Annotated in this window: 14 protein-coding genes; 8 read left to right on the top strand and 6 right to left on the bottom strand. The window is 70.9% G+C overall.

Annotated elements, in window-relative coordinates:
* Window positions 1-9: 9 nt before the first annotated feature.
* Together Aco03nite_RS07715 and Aco03nite_RS07710 are read right to left on the bottom strand one after the other, a co-directional pair.
* Complete coding sequence (locus Aco03nite_RS07715) at window positions 10-735, bottom strand: citryl-CoA lyase (RefSeq protein ID WP_203794072.1); 726 nt, start codon at window positions 733-735, stop codon at window positions 10-12.
* Window positions 720-1,856 carry a CaiB/BaiF CoA transferase family protein gene (locus Aco03nite_RS07710; protein WP_239144977.1) on the bottom strand — a complete coding sequence of 379 codons (1,137 nt, stop codon included), beginning with the start codon at window positions 1,854-1,856 and terminating at the stop codon, window positions 720-722. Before Aco03nite_RS07710 ends, Aco03nite_RS07715 begins: the two co-directional genes overlap by 16 nt.
* A 165-nt stretch (window positions 1,857-2,021) precedes the next feature.
* Between Aco03nite_RS07710 and Aco03nite_RS07705 the strand changes: the two genes are divergently transcribed.
* The 4 genes from Aco03nite_RS07705 to Aco03nite_RS07690 all read left to right on the top strand — a co-directional run bounded on the left by Aco03nite_RS07705 (window position 2,022) and on the right by Aco03nite_RS07690 (window position 8,264).
* A complete protein-coding gene (locus Aco03nite_RS07705; RefSeq protein WP_203794071.1) occupies window positions 2,022-3,443 on the top strand; it encodes an amidohydrolase family protein in 1,422 nt (473 codons plus the stop codon).
* Window positions 3,444-3,447: 4 nt separating this feature from the next.
* Window positions 3,448-4,251 (top strand): IclR family transcriptional regulator domain-containing protein, encoded by an 804-nt coding sequence (locus tag Aco03nite_RS07700; protein ID WP_203794070.1) that lies wholly within the window; start codon window positions 3,448-3,450, stop codon window positions 4,249-4,251.
* A 130-nt stretch (window positions 4,252-4,381) separates the two neighbouring features.
* Complete coding sequence (locus Aco03nite_RS07695; RefSeq protein WP_239144976.1) at window positions 4,382-5,152, top strand: DUF4142 domain-containing protein; 771 nt, start codon at window positions 4,382-4,384, stop codon at window positions 5,150-5,152.
* 19 nt (window positions 5,153-5,171) lie between these two features.
* On the top strand, window positions 5,172-8,264 hold the full coding sequence (locus tag Aco03nite_RS07690; RefSeq protein WP_203794068.1) for a DUF4132 domain-containing protein: 3,093 nt from the start codon (window positions 5,172-5,174) through the stop codon (window positions 8,262-8,264).
* A gap of 40 nt (window positions 8,265-8,304) precedes the next feature.
* Here Aco03nite_RS07690 and Aco03nite_RS07685 read toward each other — a convergent pair whose 3' ends face one another.
* Both Aco03nite_RS07685 and Aco03nite_RS07680 read right to left on the bottom strand, forming a co-directional pair.
* Window positions 8,305-9,945, bottom strand: a complete 1,641-nt coding sequence (locus Aco03nite_RS07685) for an alpha/beta hydrolase (protein ID WP_203794067.1) — start codon at window positions 9,943-9,945, stop codon at window positions 8,305-8,307.
* Between the two features lie 156 nt (window positions 9,946-10,101).
* Window positions 10,102-11,382: an NAD(P)/FAD-dependent oxidoreductase gene (locus Aco03nite_RS07680; protein ID WP_203794066.1), complete on the bottom strand. Its 1,281-nt coding sequence runs from the start codon at window positions 11,380-11,382 to the stop codon at window positions 10,102-10,104.
* A 90-nt stretch (window positions 11,383-11,472) separates the two neighbouring features.
* Here Aco03nite_RS07680 and Aco03nite_RS07675 point away from each other — a divergent pair, with 90 nt between their 5' ends.
* The 4 genes from Aco03nite_RS07675 to Aco03nite_RS07660 all read left to right on the top strand — a co-directional run bounded on the left by Aco03nite_RS07675 (window position 11,473) and on the right by Aco03nite_RS07660 (window position 16,802).
* Window positions 11,473-12,216 carry an endonuclease/exonuclease/phosphatase family protein gene (locus Aco03nite_RS07675; protein WP_203794065.1) on the top strand — a complete coding sequence of 248 codons (744 nt, stop codon included), beginning with the start codon at window positions 11,473-11,475 and terminating at the stop codon, window positions 12,214-12,216.
* A gap of 15 nt (window positions 12,217-12,231) precedes the next feature.
* Window positions 12,232-14,763 carry a tetratricopeptide repeat protein gene (locus tag Aco03nite_RS07670; protein ID WP_203794064.1) on the top strand — a complete coding sequence of 844 codons (2,532 nt, stop codon included), beginning with the start codon at window positions 12,232-12,234 and terminating at the stop codon, window positions 14,761-14,763.
* A gap of 91 nt (window positions 14,764-14,854) precedes the next feature.
* Window positions 14,855-15,091, top strand: a complete 237-nt coding sequence (locus Aco03nite_RS07665; protein ID WP_203794063.1) for a helix-turn-helix domain-containing protein — start codon at window positions 14,855-14,857, stop codon at window positions 15,089-15,091.
* 223 nt (window positions 15,092-15,314) lie between these two features.
* Complete coding sequence (locus Aco03nite_RS07660; protein ID WP_203794062.1) at window positions 15,315-16,802, top strand: glycoside hydrolase 5 family protein; 1,488 nt, start codon at window positions 15,315-15,317, stop codon at window positions 16,800-16,802.
* A gap of 52 nt (window positions 16,803-16,854) precedes the next feature.
* Here Aco03nite_RS07660 and Aco03nite_RS07655 read toward each other — a convergent pair whose 3' ends face one another.
* Complete coding sequence (locus tag Aco03nite_RS07655; RefSeq protein WP_203794061.1) at window positions 16,855-18,126, bottom strand: hypothetical protein; 1,272 nt, start codon at window positions 18,124-18,126, stop codon at window positions 16,855-16,857.
* On the bottom strand, window positions 18,123-18,644 hold the full coding sequence (locus tag Aco03nite_RS07650) for a SigE family RNA polymerase sigma factor (RefSeq protein WP_203794060.1): 522 nt from the start codon (window positions 18,642-18,644) through the stop codon (window positions 18,123-18,125). Before Aco03nite_RS07650 ends, Aco03nite_RS07655 begins: the two co-directional genes overlap by 4 nt.
* Window positions 18,645-18,698: the final 54 nt, after the last annotated feature.

Genomic DNA, 18,698 nt, shown 5'->3' with positions numbered 1-18,698 from the left:
AGTGAATCCTTAGGGTTCGTATACCGCGTTGCGATCGACAGCCATGTATACCTGGTTCGCGATGGGCCGGCGGTGCTCCTCGGCGATCTGCCCGAGCAGTCCGGCCGCGCGGGCCAGAAGAGCGAAACCCCGCAGCATCTCGACGGGGAGACCGAGATCGGCCAGTGCCGCCCCGCACACCCCGGCGCCGTTCAACGGCAACTTCTTGGGGTGTACGGCGGCAATCCCCTCCAGTAACCGCAGGTGGGGCCCGTAGAGCCCTTCCTCCTTGGCGATCCCGATCAGGACGGGAGTCCGGGGGTCCTGCACCTTGTGCACCGGATGCCCGAGGCCGGGAATGCGCTCACCGGAGCCGGCGATCTCCTCGGCGGTCCGACCGTCGCGCAAAGCGGCAGCCAGATACCGTCCACAGTCCTCGGTCACGCCCAGAAACCGGGATCCGCCACCGAGCAGTCCGGCCGCCATCGCGCCCTGGATCGAGTCCGGCGCGGACAGGTAGGTGAGCCGGGCGGCGATCGCGGTGGGAGTGAACCCGTGATCGGCCAGCGCGACCAGCACGGCTTCGAAGACCCGCACCTCGCCAGGGCTGGGGCGGCGCTGGGCGACGAGCCAGAACGCCAGTTCGCCGAACCCCACCTTCCCCATCAGATCGGCGGCCAGATCCTGCCCGAGCAGGGAGATCGACTCGGCGTCGGACGTACCCAGGCCGGTGGGGAATTTCAGCTCTTCAGCCATGCGCGGATCTCCTCGCCGTGCTCGTCCAGCCCCGGGGGCGGCATCTCGTACCGGGGCGGGGTCTCGGAGAACGTGATCGGGTTGCGGACCGACGGGATGCCGCCGGAGTCGATCACCGGGTCCAGGCCCAGCTCGTCGGCGTACGCCACGCCCTCGTCGATGGTGTTGATCGGCGCGCACGGCACCCCGGCGGCCAGCAGATCGCGGAACCACTCGTCCCGGGTGCGGGTGGCCAGCCGTTCGAGCAGGAGGGGCCGCAGCTCGTCCCGGTTGGCGGTGCGGTCCTGGTTGCGCCCGAACCGCGGGTCCTCGGGCAGTTCGGGCAGGTCGAGGACCTGGCAGAGTTTGCGGAACTGGCCGTCGTTGCCGGCGATCACGATCAGGTCGCCGTCGGCGGTGGGCAGTGGCTCGTACGGGAAGAGGCTGGGGTGGGCGTTGCCCATCCGGAACGGCACGGTGCCCCCGGCGACGTAGCCGCTGGAGTGGTTGACCAGGCCGGACAGTGCCGAGCTGAGCAGGTTGACCTCGACGTGCTGGCCCCGGCCGGTGCTCGCCCGGTGGTTCAGGGCGGCCAGGATGCCGATGTCGGCGTGCATCCCGGCCATCACGTCGAAGACCGAGATCCCGGCCCGGTACGGCGACCCGTCCGGATCCCCGGTGAGGCTCATCAGCCCGGAGATGGCCTGGACCATCAGGTCGTACCCGGGCAGTGCCGCGCCCTGACCGGACCCGAAACCGCTGATGCTGGCGTAGACGACCTTCCGGTTGCCGGCGGCGACGGTGTCGTAGTCGAGGCCGAACCGGGCGAGTCCGCCGGGCCGGAAGTTCTCGATCATCACGTCGGCACGCCGGGCCAGCTCCCGCGCGGCCTCCAGGTCGGCGGGGTCCTTCAGATCCAGGGCGATCGACCGCTTGTTCCGGTTGATCCCGAGATAGTAGGTGGAGACGCCGTCGCGGACCGGTGGCATCCAGGTCCGGGTGTCGTCGCCGGCCGGCCCCTCCACCTTGATCACCTGGGCGCCGAGATCGGCCAGCAGCATCGTCGCGTACGGCCCGGCCAGGATCCGGGAGAAGTCGGCGACGAGCAGGCCCGCCAGCGGTCCCGTGGGGTGCGTAGTCACTACCACCGTCCGTTCTACGGACACTTGTCCGTGAGATCAGCGTCTACCCGCTCAACTGCGTTGTCAACATCCCCGAAACAAATGCTTGACCCTAAAGGTGACCTGGAGCACGCTAGGAAAATCGCGCTGCCCGTACAGCGGACAGGCGTCCGAAAGAAGGTGACGATGAGTGTGATCTTCCGAAACGGCCTGGTGCTCACCATGGACGACGAGCGCCGGGTGCTGCCCGGGGCCGACGTCCTCGTGGTCGACGGCCGCATCGCCGAGATCGGTTACGGCCTGACCGCACCGGACGGCGCCGAGGAGATCGACGCCTCCGGGGGCATCCTGATGCCCGGCATGATCGACACGCACCGGCACATGTGGCAGACCGCGATGCGGGGCTACGGTGCCGACTGGACCCTCACCCAGTACTTCGTCTGGTACTACCTGGAATCCGGTAGACACTTCCGCCCCGAGGACGTGCACGCCGGCAACCTGCTCGCCGCGATCGAGGCCATCGACTCCGGGGTCACCACCACCGTCGACTGGTCGCACGGCCTGCAGACCCCGCAGCACGCCGACGCCGCGGTGGACGCCCTGGAAGCGGTGCCCGGCCGGTTCGTCCTGGCCTACGGCAACATCCAGCAGGGCCCGTGGGAGTGGTCCGCCTCGGCCGAGTTCCGGGACTTCCACCGGCGGCGGATCGACGGCGGGAAGCTGGCCGGGTTCCAGCTCGCCTTCGACGTCACCGGCGACCCGGCGTTCCCCGAGCGGGCCGCTTTCGAGGCCGCCCGTGAGCTGGGCGTCCCGGTCACCACACACGCCGGGGTGTGGGGCGCGACCAACGACGACGGCATCCGGCTGATGTACGAGAACGGCTTCATGACCCCCGGAACCGTCTACGTGCACGCCGCCACGCTCAGCGCCGACTCGTACCACCGGATCGCCGCCACCGGGGGTTCGGTCTCGGTCTCCACCGAGAGCGAGCAGAGCGCCGGTCAGGGCTACCCGCCCACCTGGCAGCTGCGGAAGTACGGCATCCCGGTGTCGCTGTCGATGGACACCAGCGTGTGGTGGAGCGGCGACCTCTTCTCCGCGATGCGCACCACGCTCAGCGCCGACCGGGCCCGTGAACACCTGGAGGCGCACACCGGCAAGAACACCATCACCCACCACCACCTGCGCGCCGAGCACGTGGTCGACTGGGCCACCCGCGGCGGCGCCCGCAGCCTGGGGATGGACTCCGAGGTGGGATCGCTGGTGGTCGGGAAGCAGGCCGACGTGGTGCTGCTCAAGAACGACGATTCCCCGGTGATGTTCCCGATCCTCAACCCGTACGGCCACGTGGCCTTCCAGGCCCAGCGCGGCGACGTGCACACCGTCCTGGTCGGCGGCCGGGTGGTCAAGCGCGACGGGCGCCTCGTCGATGTCGACCTGGCCGCGGCGCGGGCGAAGGTGCAGGCCACCGTCGATCACCTGCGGGAGACGATGGGCGAGGACGCCTGGTCGCGGGGGATGGATCCGGACGTGCCCGCGACCGAGCTGTTCGACAATCCCTATCAGTACACCGAGTGGGACGCGGGCAGCGCGCAATGGAAGCATTAGCCGGGTGACTGACACCGGAAGGAGCGCGGGGCCCGACTTCATCGAGGCGCTCGCGCGTGGCCTCGACGTCCTGCGTTCCTTCCGTCCGGGCACGCCGTCGATGACGCTCAGTGAGATCGCTGGGCAGACCGGCCTGGCTCGGCCCACCGTGCGGCGGATCCTGATCACCCTGGAGACGCTCGGTTACGTGCGCGGCGCCGGCCGGGGCTACGCGCTCACCCCGCGGGTCCTGGACCTGGGGATGGCCTACGTGAACGCGCTGAACATGTGGGACGTGGCCCGCCCGCACATGGAGAAGCTGGTCGCGCAGACCGGCGAGTCGACGTCGATGGCCCAGCTGGACGGCAGTGACATCGTCTACGTGGCCCGGGTGGCGGTCCCCAAGATCGTCACGCTCGCGGTGACCATCGGCACCCGGTTCCCGGCCGCCGCCACCTCGATGGGCAAGGTTCTTCTCGCCGCGCTGCCGCCGGGCTCGGTGCCGGGGGTGCTGGCCGAGCCGTCCCGCTCCGGCGTCACCGCGCGTAACGTCCCGGCCGCGGCCGATCTGGAGTCCACGCTGCGGGAGATCCGCGCCAAGGGGTGGGCGCTGGCCGATCAGGATCTGGCGCCCGGCATCCGCTCGGTGGCCACCGGAGTGCGCGACGGCGACGGTCGGGTATTGGCGGCGATAAATGTAACGGTGCATGCCGCGGAGACCTCGGTGGAGACGCTTCTCGACGATCACCTGCCGAAGCTCCTGCGCACCGCCGCTTATATAAGCCAGGACTGGGCTCTCACCGATTCGATTCCGTCGGCAACTGTGTGATCCGTTTTTGGGAGCGCTCCGTATCCCTGTGCACAACCTGTGCAGATGGCGCTCTTGGAGGTTCATAGTGGCTGTTGTCGGATCGAGGTCCTTGTGGCGGCGTCTCGGCAGCGCCACGCTGATCTCAGCGGTGTTGATCGTACTCGCGCCGGGCAACCAGGCCTGGGCCGCGGAAGTCCCGGTGCCCCCGGAGAACCTGCTCACCGATCAGGGGAAGGGCAAGCTCACGGCCGCCGACAAGGACTTCGTCACCAAGGTCCGGCTGGCCGGTCTCTGGGAGATCCCGGCCGGTGAGCTGGCCCAGGATCTGTCCGAGAACAACCGGATCAAGCGGATCGGCCGCAGCATCGCCGATCAGCACACCGAGCTGGACAAGCTGGCCCTGGACGCCGGCGCCAAGCTGAAGATCGACCTGCCGGACGAGCCGAACGAGGACCAGCAGGGCTGGCTCGACGAGATGGCCGGCGCGCAGGGCAAGGAGTTCGACCAGATCTACATCGACCGGCTCCGCGCCGCGCACGGCAAGATCTTCCCGGCCATCGCGAACATCCGGGCCAGCACCGAGAACGACACCGTGCGCAAGCTCGCCCAGCAGGCCAACCAGTTCGTCATGACGCACATGACCCTGCTGGAGAGCAGCCAGCTCGTCGACTTCGCCGACCTGGCCGCCGCGGCCGCCACGGCCGCACCCGCCGCCAAGGCCCCGGCCGCCCAGGCGCCGGCCCAGCAGCTGGCCTCGCAGGCGACCGCTGGCGGACTGACCGGCGCCAACATGGGCTTCATCCTGGCCGCGCTCGCCGGCGGCCTGGCCGTCGGCGTCTTCGCGACCAAGCAGCTCGCCGGCGGTCGCCGGGGTGGCTACCGCAGCAACAACCGAAGGGTCCGTTACTACGGCCAATGATCGTGGTTACGGTGGCGCGATGCTCTCCTGGATCGCGCCACCGGCCTCGCCCGCTCCGCACGAGTGGGTGCCGGACCTGGAGAAGTACGACGACCGGTGGCTGCGGTCGAAGCTGCATCCGCGCCGGGGCGGCCTGGACGCCGGAATCCGTCCGCTCGCCGGGGTCGGCGAGGCCTGGGACGGGCTGCGGTATTCGCTCTGGGCCCAGGACCGGCTGATCCGCGACAGATCGCAGGAATCCTCCCGGATCTGGCAGCTGGCCACCTCGTCGATCCGTGCGGATCGGGAACTCAGCGGGCGGCTGCTCGACCCGGCGGCCCGGATCGGGACCGAGGCCGAGGACCACACGCTGGTCCGGGCGGTCCGCGAGCGGTTCCAGTACTACGGCGACAGCAGCGACGAGTGGCTGGCCGACTTCCTCACCGCCGCGCACGGCCTGCCCGAGGCGTGCCGCCGGATCATCGGCGGTTTCCACGTCGACATGCCCTACCTCGGCGCCGGTGTCTTCACCCGGCTGCGCCAGCTGCTCACGATCACCGACGAGGCCACCTACGCCCGGGCCCGGGACACGATCCTGGCCGAACGGGACCGGGTGGCGGCCACGTTGAGCGAACGGACCCGGGCCGACCTGTTCTGGACGGTCACCTTCGTGCTCCCGCTCGGCCCGTCGGCCGGATCCGCCGAACGGGACGCGCACGCGGCGGCGATGCGCAACGTCGGCGAGTTCGGCAACGCCGATGTGCACGCGACCGGGCTCGCGGCCGGTGACCTGGACACCCTGGACCGGTTCCTGCACGCCAACGGACGGGTCCGGCACGAGTTCTTCGGATCGTCCGGCGGGCGGATCTACCTGGCGGGCCTCATCGACATCGCCGGGGCCGGGGCCGGGCCGGTGCTGGCCCGGATGCGGCCGGCCTACCCGTTCGAGGACGACGAGCACTACAACCGGGTCTGGTGCAGCCTGCTCGCGCACGCCGGCGAGGACACCGCGCGGGCGGTGCTGGAGCGGGAACGGGACGCCGGCCACGCGTGGGCGCACGGGTTCGCGGCGGCGGACGAGGACCTGATCGACGTACCGGAAGGCAAGCCCTCGGATTATTCGCCGCCGGAGGCGGCTCACCCGTCGATGCCGGCAGCCGCCGTGCCGGTGGAGCCGGTGATCCGTTTCCGCGACGACGAGCGGGCGGACGCCGAGCAGGCCGGGGTCTACGCCGACGCGGTGACCTGGGAGGGCAGGTCGATCGCCCGGGCCGGGGACGACGTCGTGACCGCCTGGCTGGAGCACCGGGAGCACTGGGCGCTCCCGACCCCGCTGACCGCGCTCGCGCTGGCCCCGCGCTGGACCCATGAGCGGCTGTTCGCGCTCGGGTTCGAACAGCACCACTACTGGGTGCGCCGGGTGATCGGGCTGCTGATGCTGCGGCACGGGACGAGTCACGTCGCGCCGCTGCTCGCCGCGTTCCAGGACCCGGCGAGTCTGGACGCGGCGCTGGAGGCGGCCCAGCCGATCGGGCACGTGTCCCTGGCCGCGCCGATGGTCCGCGCCTTCGCGGGCAAGAAGCACCGCCGGCTCGCCCGGTCGTGGCTGCTGCGGCATCCGGAACACGCGGTCGCCGGGGCCGTCGCGCTGTGGACCGCCGATCCGGACGACCCGGCGGCCGGGCGGGTGCTGCGCTACCTCGACGCCCAGGGCCATCGCGCCCTGCTGCTGCGGAACGCCGAAGGCCTGCGCACCCTGCTGGAACGCGACCCGCTGGACGCGCCCCGGGCGAAGATCCCCAGGATCCCGGCCTATCTGACGGACCAGGCGCTTCCCCCGCTGGTCTCTCCCGGCGGCGGCGAGGCTACCCCCGAGGAGATCGACCATCTGCTGGTACGCCTGGCCAGTTGCGACACCGACGAGGTCCATCCCGGGGTGCTCGCTGCCCGGGACAGGTGGACCGCGGAGTCCCGCGCCGGATTCGCGGCCGCCCTCTTCGACCGCTGGGTGGACGCCGGGGCGCCCGCCGCCGACGGCTGGTGCATGCAGGCCGTCGGGCTGATCGGTGACGACGCGGGCGCCCGCCGGCTGGCGGCCCACGCCCGGGTGTGGGCCGGGAACAACGCCGCCCAGCGCGCGCAGGCCGCCCTCGACGCGTTACGGCACCGGGGCACCGACGCCGCCCTGATCGAGTTGAGCCTGCTCGCCGAACGGTCCCGCTACCCGGTCTTCAAGAGCCGGGCCCGGCAGCACATCGAGGCGATCGCCGATCTGCGCGGGCTCACGCCGGACGAGCTGGCGGACCGGCTCGTACCGGCGCTGGGTCTGGACGAGGACGGCGACCTGCTACCGACCGCCAAGGGTGACTTCCGCATCGTCTTCGACCACCGGCTGCTGCCGGTGCTGCGCGATCCGGCCGGAAAGGTACACGCCGACCTGCCCCGCGGCAGTGACAGGAAGCGGCTCACCGCGCTGCGCAACCAGGCCCGCGCGTCGGCGTCGCTGCACGTGGCACGGCTGGAACGGGCCATGTGCGGCGAGCGGCGGATCCCGGCGGCGATCTTCCGGGACCGGTTCGCCGGCCACCCGTGGATGACCCATCTGGCCCAGCGGCTGGTGTGGGGTGTGCTCGACGGCGACACCCTGACCGGGACCGTCCGGGTGGCCGAGGACGGCACCCTGGCCGACCTGGCCGACAACGCGGTCCCGGTGGACGGTGACCTGGTGATCCTGCATCCGCTGCACTGCCCCGACGGCGAACTCGGCGCCTGGGGGCAGGTCTTCGCCGACTACGAGCTGCTGCAACCGTTCGCGCAGCTGGACCGGCCGGTGTACCGGTTCACGCCGGACGTCCTGCACGCGTTCGCCGGGCGCGAGACCACCTACGGCACGCTGCGCGGACTGGAACGGCACGGCTGGGTGCGCTGGTACGACGCCGGGGTCCAGATGGCGAAACCGCTCGGCGGCCGGGCGTCGGCGATCCTGCGCACCGACCCGGGCTGGCACGCCTCGGACACGGTGGACTCGGCGCCGCCGCAGACCGTGCGGGACATCGCCCTGTTCGGTGTCACCGGCGACGAGCTGCCGCCGGTGACGTTCTCCGAACTCATCCACGACCTGCGGGTTCTCTAGGTTCGGTGGGGCAGACCCCGCGGGGTCTGCCCCACCGAACCTAACGCGCGGCCCGGAACTGCTCGCTGTGCAGCTGGAACGAGCGGACCAGCTTCGGCATCCAGTAGGCGTCGTCGTGCCGGCCAGCGCCCAGCTGGTAGTCGTGCTTGACTCCCTTGCCGGCCAGCAGTGTGCTCATCTGCTGCGCGGCCGCCCCGAACCGGTACTCGTCGGAGTCACCGCCGTCGAAGTAGAACCGGTGCCGGTTCAGGTCGGCCGCCGTCATGCCCGCGACCAGGGTCAGCGGGCGCAGACCGGCGTTCGCGGCCTGCTCGGCGGAGGTGCCGACCAGCGGCGCCAGGCTCAGCGCACCCATGTGGCTGGCGATCGAGCTGAACACCGTGGGGTTGGTCAGGCCCAGGGTGAACGCGCCCTGCCCGCCCATCGACACCCCGCTGATGCCCCGGTGGTCCCGGTCGGCGACGGTGCGATAGGTCCTGTCGACCAGCGGCACGATCTCGTTCACGATCATCGAGCGGTAGTTGCCGGCCGAGGTGTCCACGTACCAGCCGCTGCCGCCGTCCGGGAACACCACGATCGTCTCGACCAGCCCGTTGTCCTTGATCAGCCGGTCCAGCACGGTGTCGATGTCCCGTGCCTCCCACTCGATGTTGCTGCCGTTGAAGCCGTTCAGCATGTAGACCACCGGGTACCGCTTGGTGCTGGTGCGGGTGTAGCTCTCCGGCAGGTACACGTTGAACTGCGTGCGCCGCTTCATCGCCGCCGACTCGTAGTTCGCCCGGAAGAACCGGGACTGGTCGCCGAGCTCCAGCTGCTTGCGCGGGTCGATGTAGAGCAGCTCACGGGCCGGTGGCTGCCCGGACCAGGTGCGGATGGTGTCCACCACGAGCCGGCCCCGGGAGTCCTTGAACACCTCGGCCTGGGTGTCGGTCAGGCTCGTCGCCCTACGCACCTCGGCCAGTCGCTGGGCGGCGGTGAAACCCTGGTGGAAGTAGCCGGACGCCAGGGTCGTGGCGTAGGCCCGGGAGTCCCGCTTCGCGACGGCGCTGTGCTGACGGTTCAGGACCGCACAGACATGGGCCAATTGGGTACGGGTGACAGCGGTCCCGTCCACCCCGGCCAGCGCACGCAGTCGCGCCTTGGAGAACAGGCCGACCGGGCCCTGGTAGAAGCCGCCGCCACCGGTGCCGTCGTAGACCCGGACCGCCAGGACGTTGCTGCCACCCCAGTTGAGCAGGCCGTCGGCCGGGTAGTACTCGCGCGGCACCTCCCAGGTGGAGTCGAACTGCGGCGGGAACCCGCCGGTGCGCCCGATCTCCTGCCCGTTCAGGAACGTCTGATCCGCGTCGTCGATCTTGCCCAGCGCGGCGACCACGGCGGAGTCGGTGACCCCGGCCGGGCGGGTGGGCAGCGTGAACGTCTTGCGGTACCAGGCGAAGCCGTCGTACGCCGACAGATCGCTGTGGTCGCCCCAGTTGTCCGGGACGCTCCAGTCCCGCCAGCCGGTGTCGCTGAAGGACGTCGCCGACCAGGCCGCGTCGTCGCCGGTGGTGAACTTCCAGCCGGATCCGGCCAGGTCCAGACCGAAGTCGACCGAGCCGGTGGTGGCGCAGGACGTGTCGGTCTTCGTGCCCTTCGGGTCGGCTTTCGTGCCTGCCGACGCGGATGTGGGAACGTTCACACACGCAGGGGTCAAAAGTAGGGTGCCCAGCAGGGCGCCGCTGTTCTTCAAGGAAAATGCCATCGGATCCTCACAGAGGTGCATCCAGGTTCGTCCACGTTCTTCGGTCGTTCACGAAACGTGGTGGACGCACACTCGCAACAAACGTGATCCGTGTCAACGCCCTCCCCGCAGAACGCGCAGCATGATCCGCGGCGTGAGCAGATGCGCCGGGTCCTCCAGCATGTTGGACACCCGCAGGAACGCCGCACCCAGAGCCGCGTCCCGCCGGGCCGCCGCCCGCAGCCGGGACAGGTACCCGTGCAGCGGCCGGTCGAGCAGTCCACGACGGCCCTTCACCTCGGGAAACCGCAGGTCACTCCCGGTCGCCAGGGACCACGGGCCGGCCAGCAGCCGGGCCGCCCGCGCGAAGTAGCGGTCGGTCCCGCCGGCCAGCAACCGCGCCTGCAGAGCGGTCACGGTCATGCCCTGCCCATAGATCGGGTTGAAACTGCACAGCGCGTCCCCGACCGCGACGAACCCGCCCGGCCGTCGGGTCATCCGCTCGTAGCGGTGGCGCACGCTCGACGGGTACCGCATCCGCACCGGCTCGTCGATCGGCTCGGCGGTCCGCAGGAAGTCCCGGATCTCCGGCCCCGGCAGCGACTCGGCGAACGCCCGCACCCCCGCGTCGTCCATCGGTGGTTCGGCGCCCAGCATGCCCGCCAGCAGCAGCACCACCCGGTCGCCGTCCTGCCGCACGAGGATCCCGGTCCGCGGCATCCCCGGATAGGGCGCCATCACCACGGCGAAGCCGGCGTCGTCAGGCACCCACCGGTAGTGCCGTGAGGTGTAGACCAGTCCGGTGCGGACGGTGCTCGACGGCACCTCCCCGTACCCGAGTTCCCGCAGCCAGACCGGCATCCGGCTGCCCCGCCCACCGGCATCCACCACCAGATCCGCAGGGATCTCGCCGTCCACCCCACCCCGCCGGACCCGAACCCCACAGACCCGCCCGGTTCCTCCGTTGCGCCGGTCGTGCAACAGCCCGGTGACCTCGGTGTCGTCGGTGATCTCCACATTGGGCAGCGCCCGGACCCGTCGCCGGACCAGGTGCTCCAGCAGCGGCCGGCTCACCCCGTAACAGGGCAGCGGCGACGGGGCCTGCCGCATCCGATGCCCGTCGAGGTACCACCGGCAGTCGGCGTGCGCGTCCCCCACCGGCACTCCCGCGGCCACCATCTCCGCCGCGAACCCGGGAAACATCTCCCCGAGCACCGCACCACCTTTGGCCAGCAGCACATGGGCCTGCCGGCTCTGCGGCACCCCGCGCCGAGCCTCGGCCGAGACCGGAAGCCGATCCCGATCGAGAACGACGACCCGCTCGAACCGCTCACTGAGCGCCCGGGCCACCAGCAGCCCGCCGACGCTTGCCCCCACCACGACCACACACCCCATGCCCGGATGATCCCGGTCCGGACCGCTCCGCCACCGCCTTTCCGCCCCCGGTCAAGCAAACGGGTCACCGTGGTCTGGTAGGAAGCAGGCGTGCGGCTGTTGACGTTCAATGCGCTTTTCCAAGGGGATGTCCGGGAGCGGCTCAGGGGGCTGGGGGAGCGGCTCGAGGCGTCCGGGTACGACGTCGTCTGTCTGCAGGAGGTGATGTACCGGCGGAACGTGCGGCTGCTCGAAGCGGTGGCTCCCGGCTATCGGTACCGGGTGTGCCATGGGGGCGTCGTACTCAAGGGCGGGCTTGTCTTTCTGTCTCGGTTGCCGATCACGCGCAGTGAGTTTCTGCGGTTTCCGTTGACCTCTCCCGCCCGGCCGGAATACCTCATGCGTAAGGGGGCTCAAGTGGTCACCCTCGACAACGGGTTCACCTTCGTCAATACACATCTGTCCGCCAACCGGGACGACGACTGGGCTCCGGGGAACCGGTATTCGGCGGCGCAGCGGGCCGAGTTCGCGGTCCTGGCGGAGCGGATCTCCCGGATCGACGGACCGGTCGTGGTGGTGGGGGATCTGAACGTGCCCCGGGAGTCGGCGGCGCTCGCCGGGTTCCTCGGCGCGACCGGGCTGCGGGACGTGTTGGCGGGTGACACCCGGCCGACCTACCGGCCCACTCCGGGCTGGCCGTCGCCGCCCGCTTTTGATCACGTTCTGGTGCGGCCCGCGGACCTACAGTTTCGTGCTGACCTGGTCTTTCAGGATGAGGTGCGGCTACCGGGTGGAGGCATGGCGTACCTCTCTGATCATTACGGGGTGGAGGCGGAGACGGTCCGTCCGGATTGACTACGCTGTCGGGGCATGAGAAACATATCGGGTCAGATCGATGCTGTTTCCGGTCTGCCCGACCCTGGTGAGGCGACCTCGCTGGACGGCCTGGTGGACCGCCTGCGCGCGCTGAAGGTGTGGGCCGGCAACCCGTCGTACGCGGTCATCACCGACCGGGTCAACACGGCCTGGCGCGCGGACGGGCGGCCCGTCGCGGAACTGGCCGGCAAGACGACCGTGGTGGATGCCTTCCGGACCGGCCGCCGGCGGCTGAACACCGATCTGGTGGCCGCGGTGGTGCGCTCCCTGCACCCGGACGTCGGTTACGTAGCGCTATGGCGCCAGGCGTTACGCGTCGTCAGCGGGGAGGCCGGGGCCGCCGCTCCGATCCGGGTGCAGGACACGCTGCCGCCGGAGCTGGCCGGGTTCACCGGGCGGTCCGGCGAGCTGGACCGGCTCACCGGCGGGGTCCACGTGATCGCCGGGATGGCGGGTGTCGGCAAGACGCAGCTCGCCGTGCAGGCGGCGCACCGGTTGCGCCGGGACCGGGCGTACGACCAGGTGCTCTTCGTGAATCTCCGGGGTTTCCACCCCGATCGCAGCCAGCCGCCGGCCGATCCGTCGGCGGTCCTGGACGGCTTCCTGCGGCTGCTCGGCATGCCCGGCCAGGAGATTCCACCGGGCCTGCCGGAGCGGTCGGCGGCCTACCGGCGCGTGCTGGCGACCACCCGGGCGCTGATCGTGCTGGACAACGCGACCGATGCGGATCAGGTGCGCCCCCTGCTGCCGGACGGCGGGGACTGCACGGTGCTGATCACCAGCCGGCGCAGTCTGACCGGGCTGACCGGCGCCACCTACCTGCCGGTCCAGGTCTTCTCGCCGGCCGAGGCCCAGCGCATGCTCGCCCTGGCCAACCCGGACGTCCCGGCCGGTGACGACCCGGGCGCGGCGGTCCGGATCGCCGAGCGCTGCGGGTACCTGCCGCTCGCTCTCGGCCTGATCGCCGGGCACATGCGCACCAAACCGGAGTGGCTGCTCACCGACCACGCCGACTGGCTCGACGAACGGCACCGGGCCGGTCACCTGGACATCGGCGTGGAGTTCGCGCTCGACCTCTCCTACCAGCACCTCCCGGACCGGCTGCGCCGGCTGTTCCGGCTGTTGGCGCTGCACCCGGGGCAGGACTTCGAGGCGTACGCCGCGGCCGCTCTCATCGGCGGTGACGTCGGCGTGGCCGGTGCCGACCTGGACCGGTTGCGGGCCGACAGCCTGGTGCAGGAGGGATCGCCGGGCCGGTACACGTTCCACGACCTGGTCCGGGCGTACGCCGCGGCCCGCGCCCGGGACGAGGAGCGCCCGGCGGAGCGACGTGCCGCGCAGACCCGGCTGTACGACTTCTACCTGGCCACCGCCGGGATCGCGATGGATCTGTTGCAGCCGGCCGAGGCGGCACAGCGTCCGGCACTGCTGGAGCCGCGGTCCCCGAGCCCGGAACTGACCGATCTGGACACCGCCCGGGACTGGCTGGACGCCGAACGGCACACCCTGATGGCGATCGCCGGGATCGCGCCCGATCATGCCGTCCGGCTGGCCCGCACCCTGTACTTCTACGTCAACGGGGTCAGTCCGGGTGACGCGGTCAGTCTGCACGAGAACGCGTTGCGGGCCGCCGGGGACAGCGGTGACACCGGCGAGCGGGCGCACACGCTCACCGACCTCGGCATCGCGTACCGGCGGACCGGCCGGTACGCGGTCGCCGCCGAGCAGTTCAACCAGGCGCTGGTCCTGTTCCGGCGGATCGGTGACCGGGCCGGTGAGGGCCGCGCCCTACTCCAGCTCGGGGTCGTCGAGCAGCGCACCGGCGACCACACCTCGGCGGAGGAGCGCTTCCGGACGGTTCTCTCCCTCTCCCGTGCGATCGGCGACCCGTTCTTCGAGGCCGGTGCGCTGGGCAATCTGGGCGATCTGTATCGCACGCTGGGCCGGGTCGGCGAGGCGATCGAACAGTACGAGGCCGCCCTGCGTCTCTTCCGGGAGCTGGGGCACCGGACCGGTGAGGCGATGGCCTACGGCGCGCTCGGGCACATCCTCAGCCGGGCCGGCCGCAACGAGGAGGCCGCCGGCCGGTTCCGGAAGGGTCTCGCCCTCTTCGGGGATCTCGGCAACCGGATCGGCCAGGCCGACACGCTGGACGGCCTGGGAGTGGTGCACACCCGGATCGGGCGCCCGGCGGAGGGCACCGCGTTGCACGAGCGGTCGCTGGCTCTGCTCAACAGCACCGATGACCGGGAGTTGCGGATCTGGACCTACAACGGGCTCGGTGAGGCGGCGCAGGCGGAGGGCCGGATCGACGACGCGGTCACGCATCACTCCACGGCCCTCGACCTCGCGATCGCCATCGGTCTGCGTGAGCAGGAGGCCCGGGCCCACGCCGGTCTCGGGCGCGCCCGGCACTCGCTCGGTGACCGGGACCTGGCCGCGGATCACTGCCGGACCGCCCTGGAGATCCATCCGGGGCTGGCCGAGGAGGACGAGATCCGGGCCCTGCTGGCGACTCTCGCGTAGGGCGGCGTTCGGATTCGGTCGGGATCGCCCCGTCCGCCCGAACGGTGCCGCACCGTGAACGCGACACCATCCACGGGGAGAGGAAAGAGCCGTGCAGAACTTCGGATTCCTGCTGCGCCGGTTGCGCCGGGACGCGGTACTGACCCAGGAGGAACTGGCCGAGCTGACCGGGCTGAGCACCCGGAGCATCTCCGATCTGGAGCGTGGCGTGCGTGCCCCGCGCCGCTCCACCGAGAAACTGCTCACCACTGCCCTCCGGCTGCCGGCTCCGGCCGCCTCCGAGTTCACCGACGCGGCCCGCAGCCGCAGGTTCGCCGTCTGCGAGTGATCTGGATGTGCTGCCCGGGGTCAGGCCCCCCGCGCGACCCCGGGCAGCACTTCCTCGTCGAGTCTGGCGTGACCGGGCGGAACCGGCCACGAGGTTCGACCGGAGGTTTCCGTCGTTCGGGGGAACCCTGATTGCAACCACATCGCAGTCCGGCGGAAGCTGGAGTGGACGCCACCACCGCCGATCGAGAAGGCAACCACTTCCGAGAGGCAGCGATCCCCCCATGAGCAGCTTGCGTGTCCGTGCCGGCCTCGTCGCCTCCACCGTTCTGATGACTCTGGGCCTCCCGGCCCTGTCGTCGCCGTCCGCGGCGAAGACTGCGGCCATGACCGTGCCCGCGCCGACGACGGCGAGCCGTCTCGCCGAGGTGAAGACCGCGAAGTCGATGAACTACTACCCGTCGGACGCCGGCTGGTCGGCCATGTGGACCGGGTTCGACGCCGCCCGGATCGACGCGGACCTGGCGAAGATCGCCCAGCTGGGCGCCGACAACGTCCGGGTGATCGTCTTCCCGCAGGCGTTCGGCTGGCCGGCCCCCAAGCCGGAGAACACCGAGAAGCTGCGCAAGTTCGTCAGCATCGCCGACGCGCACGGCCTGACCGTGAAGATCACGCTGTTCGACTGGTGGTCCGCGTACAACGAGGTCGGCAACAGCGTGAACTGGGCCAGGACCATTCTCGCGCCGTACGCCGGCGACCCGCGGGTGATCGCCGTCGAGCTGAAGAACGAGATCCAGCCCGGGGACACCGCCGCGGTCGGCTGGGTGCGGAAGCTCATCCCGGAGATGCGCAAGGCCCTGCCGGCGATGCCGCTGACCCTCTCGGTCGACGGCGGGGTCGGCGCGGCCGGCCTGGAGCGGCTCAGGTCACAGCTGCAGGCGGCCGGGGCCCCGCTGGACTATTACGACTTCCACTTCTACGGCTCGTCCGAGCGGGCGCTCGCCGAGATCCGCAAGGCGCAGGCGGCGGTCGCCCCGGACCCGGTGGTGATCGGCGAGACCGGGGTCAGCAGCGCCGTCGTCAGCGAGGGTGAGCAGGGCGCCTACCTGGCCCGGGTGTTCCGGGCGGCGGCCGAGGCCGGGGTCGGTTCGGTGTCGCCGTGGACGCTCAACGACTTCGCGAACGGGGCCATCCCGGCCAACTCGTCGGTGTCGGCGATGCCTGCCCAGTACAAGTTCGGGCTGTACCGCGCCGACGGGTCGGCCAAGTTCGCGGCGACCGTGGTCCGTACCGTGTGGACCACCGGCACGGTTCCGAACAGCCTGCTCAACCTGGGGTTCGAGGCGGCGGCGGGTGAGTCGCCCTGGCGGGCCGGCAACACCGACGCCGGTACCGCGGTAATGGCCGGTGACGTGGTCCGCAACGGCGCGCGGTCGGCCCGGTTCAGCGGCACCACCCGGACCGCGGCGGGTCTGCCGTCCCTGATCACCTCGCCGATCACTCCGGTGCAGGCCGGTTACCGCTGGCGGGCCGAGGCGTACGCCCGGGGTGTCAACGCCACCGGGACCACCGAGATCGCGCTGAGCTGGTTCGACGTCAACGGCAGGTGGATCAGCCAGAACCTGTCGAACCGGCTCCCGGCCGGGAACTCCGGCTGGACCAAGCTCTCCGTCGAGGCGGTCGCCCCGGCCGGCGCCACCAGCGTCCAGCTGCACCTGAAGTCCGGCGACAACACCGGCACGGTCTGGTTCGACGACGTCGCGATCTCCTGACCCGACCCGAGACCACGGGAGGGGCCCTTCCCCCCAAGGGCCCCTCCCGGCACTACTCGCAGGTCCAGAGGATCGGCCGGTTGTCGACGTCGTCTGGGCCCATGTCGGTGGTGTAGCCGCCGGAGACCTTGCCGTCCTCGCTGAAGCTGGTGGGCACGTACTCCTTGAACGTCCGGTACTCGGGCAGTTTCATGATCTTCTCGCCGGACAGGATCACCGGATCGTCCATTCCGCTGGTGCCGAGAACCCAGCCGTTGCCGGCCAGCATGGCGTAAGTGCCCTGGAACGACTTCGGCAGCCGCTGGATCGTCCCGTCGGAGATCCGGTACCGCAGGACGGCGAAGGTCCTTTCGAAGATGTTGTTTCCCCTCGGGTCCTTCTCGTCGGTCTCGGTCTCGAAGACCGCCCGGCCGAGGATCCAGCCGTCGGCGGTCGACGTCGGCCAGAAGTAGTCCGCCTTCCTCCCGTCCACGGTGGGCAGCGGGATCGTCGTCCCGGTTCCGTCGGGCGACCAGATGTATCCGCTCTGCTCGTGCGACTCGGTACCGACCGTGCCGATCACCGTGCCGTCCTCGGTGACCAGGTCCGCCATGCCTTTGGTCGCGCCGTCCGGCAGGGGGAGCCGCTCCACCTTCGCGCCGGCCGACCGCCAGCGGGCCGGGGCCTCGTCCAGGATCTTGCCGATGGCGCCGACGATCACCCCGGCCTCGTTGATCGCCCTCGCCACGGTCTCCGCACCGTCCAACGCCGAGAATGCGCCGTCGCGGTACACATAGGCCTGCTGTTCCTCACCGGGGAAGGACGACCCGACGCCCACCCCGGCCGTGGTGAGGTCGTTGATCTCGGCGTCCGCTCCGGGCATCCGGACCTTGGCGGCGATCCTGCCGTCCTTCCAGAGGATCACGTTCTCGGCCGCGTAGTAGAGCCGCCCGGCGTGCCAGTGACCGCTCGGATCACCCGAGCTGACGAGCGACTTCCGGACACCGCCGGTCGGCAGCATCCGGACCTTGCAGCTCTTCGGCGCGGGCGCCGCGGCCGCGGCGGCCGCTTCCACGCTCGGTGTCGTGGAGGTCACCGGGGCCGGCTTCTCGGTGGGTGCGGGTTCCGGTCGCATCGCGGCGACGGCGAACGTGCCACCGCCGGCGGTCAGCGAGGTGACCGCCACCAGGGCCGCACCCGTGGTCCAGCGGCGCAGTCCCCGGCGCCGGCGACCCTCCGCCATCGCCCGCGCCACGTCGTACCGGGGTGGACCGGATGGTTCCCCCCGCAGCGGGTGCAGCAAGCGCTCCGCACCGTCGTCGGTCATCTCGTCCTCACTCTTCATGATCGCTCCCAGGAGGCGGCGACGGCGGGTTCCCGGTGGTCCGGGCCGAGGATGTCGCGCAGCCGGGTGAGACCGTGCGACGTCTGGCTCTTCACCGTGCCCTCGGAGCACCGCAGCAGCTCGGCCACCTCACGGACCGGTTTGTCGCACAGGTAGCGGAGCACCAGCACCGCCTGCTGCCGGGCCGGCAGTCTCGCCAGCGCGGCCCGGACCACCGGACGGTCCGACGGGTCACCGGTGGCGGCCGCCCGGTCGGTGTGGCCGGTCGTCAGCCGCACCTTCCACCAGCCCCGCCGCCGGTCGTCGAGAAAGACCCGGACCAACATGGTGTGCACGTACGCGTCGACGTTCTCCACCCGCCCGATCCGCGGCCACCGGGCGTACAGCTTCGTCAGGGTCTCCTGCACGAAGTCGTCGGCCTGGTGGGTGTCGCCGCAGAGCAGGTAGGCGGTGCGGCGTAACTCGGCGGTACGCCCGTGCACGTACGCCAGGTACTCGTCGTCGGATCCGTCCGGCATTGGCCCCGCTCCCTGTCGCTGTCTCTGAACACCCGACGGCGAAAAGATGGGGAT

Origin of the sequence: Actinoplanes couchii, from assembly GCF_016862075.1 — a bacterium.
Classification (GTDB): Bacteria; Actinomycetota; Actinomycetes; order Mycobacteriales; family Micromonosporaceae; genus Actinoplanes; species Actinoplanes couchii.
Note: the sequence above shows the minus strand (reverse complement) of the source record. Positions and strands in the feature narration are given on the sequence as shown.

Bases quoted from the DNA above. Each gene is read 5' to 3' on its own strand.
- Aco03nite_RS07715 (WP_203794072.1), bottom strand. From the start codon at position 735: ATGGCTGAAGAGCTGAAATTCCCCACCGGCCTGGGTACGTCCGACGCC.
- Aco03nite_RS07705 (WP_203794071.1), top strand. From the start codon at position 2,022: ATGAGTGTGATCTTCCGAAACGGCCTGGTGCTCACCATGGACGACGAG.
- Aco03nite_RS07690 (WP_203794068.1), top strand. From the start codon at position 5,172: ATGCTCTCCTGGATCGCGCCACCGGCCTCGCCCGCTCCGCACGAGTGG.
- Aco03nite_RS07680 (WP_203794066.1), bottom strand. From the start codon at position 11,382: ATGGGGTGTGTGGTCGTGGTGGGGGCAAGCGTCGGCGGGCTGCTGGTG.
- Aco03nite_RS07670 (WP_203794064.1), top strand. From the start codon at position 12,232: ATGAGAAACATATCGGGTCAGATCGATGCTGTTTCCGGTCTGCCCGAC.
- Aco03nite_RS07660 (WP_203794062.1), top strand. From the start codon at position 15,315: ATGAGCAGCTTGCGTGTCCGTGCCGGCCTCGTCGCCTCCACCGTTCTG.
- Aco03nite_RS07655 (WP_203794061.1), bottom strand. From the start codon at position 18,126: ATGAAGAGTGAGGACGAGATGACCGACGACGGTGCGGAGCGCTTGCTG.
- Aco03nite_RS07650 (WP_203794060.1), bottom strand. From the start codon at position 18,644: ATGCCGGACGGATCCGACGACGAGTACCTGGCGTACGTGCACGGGCGT.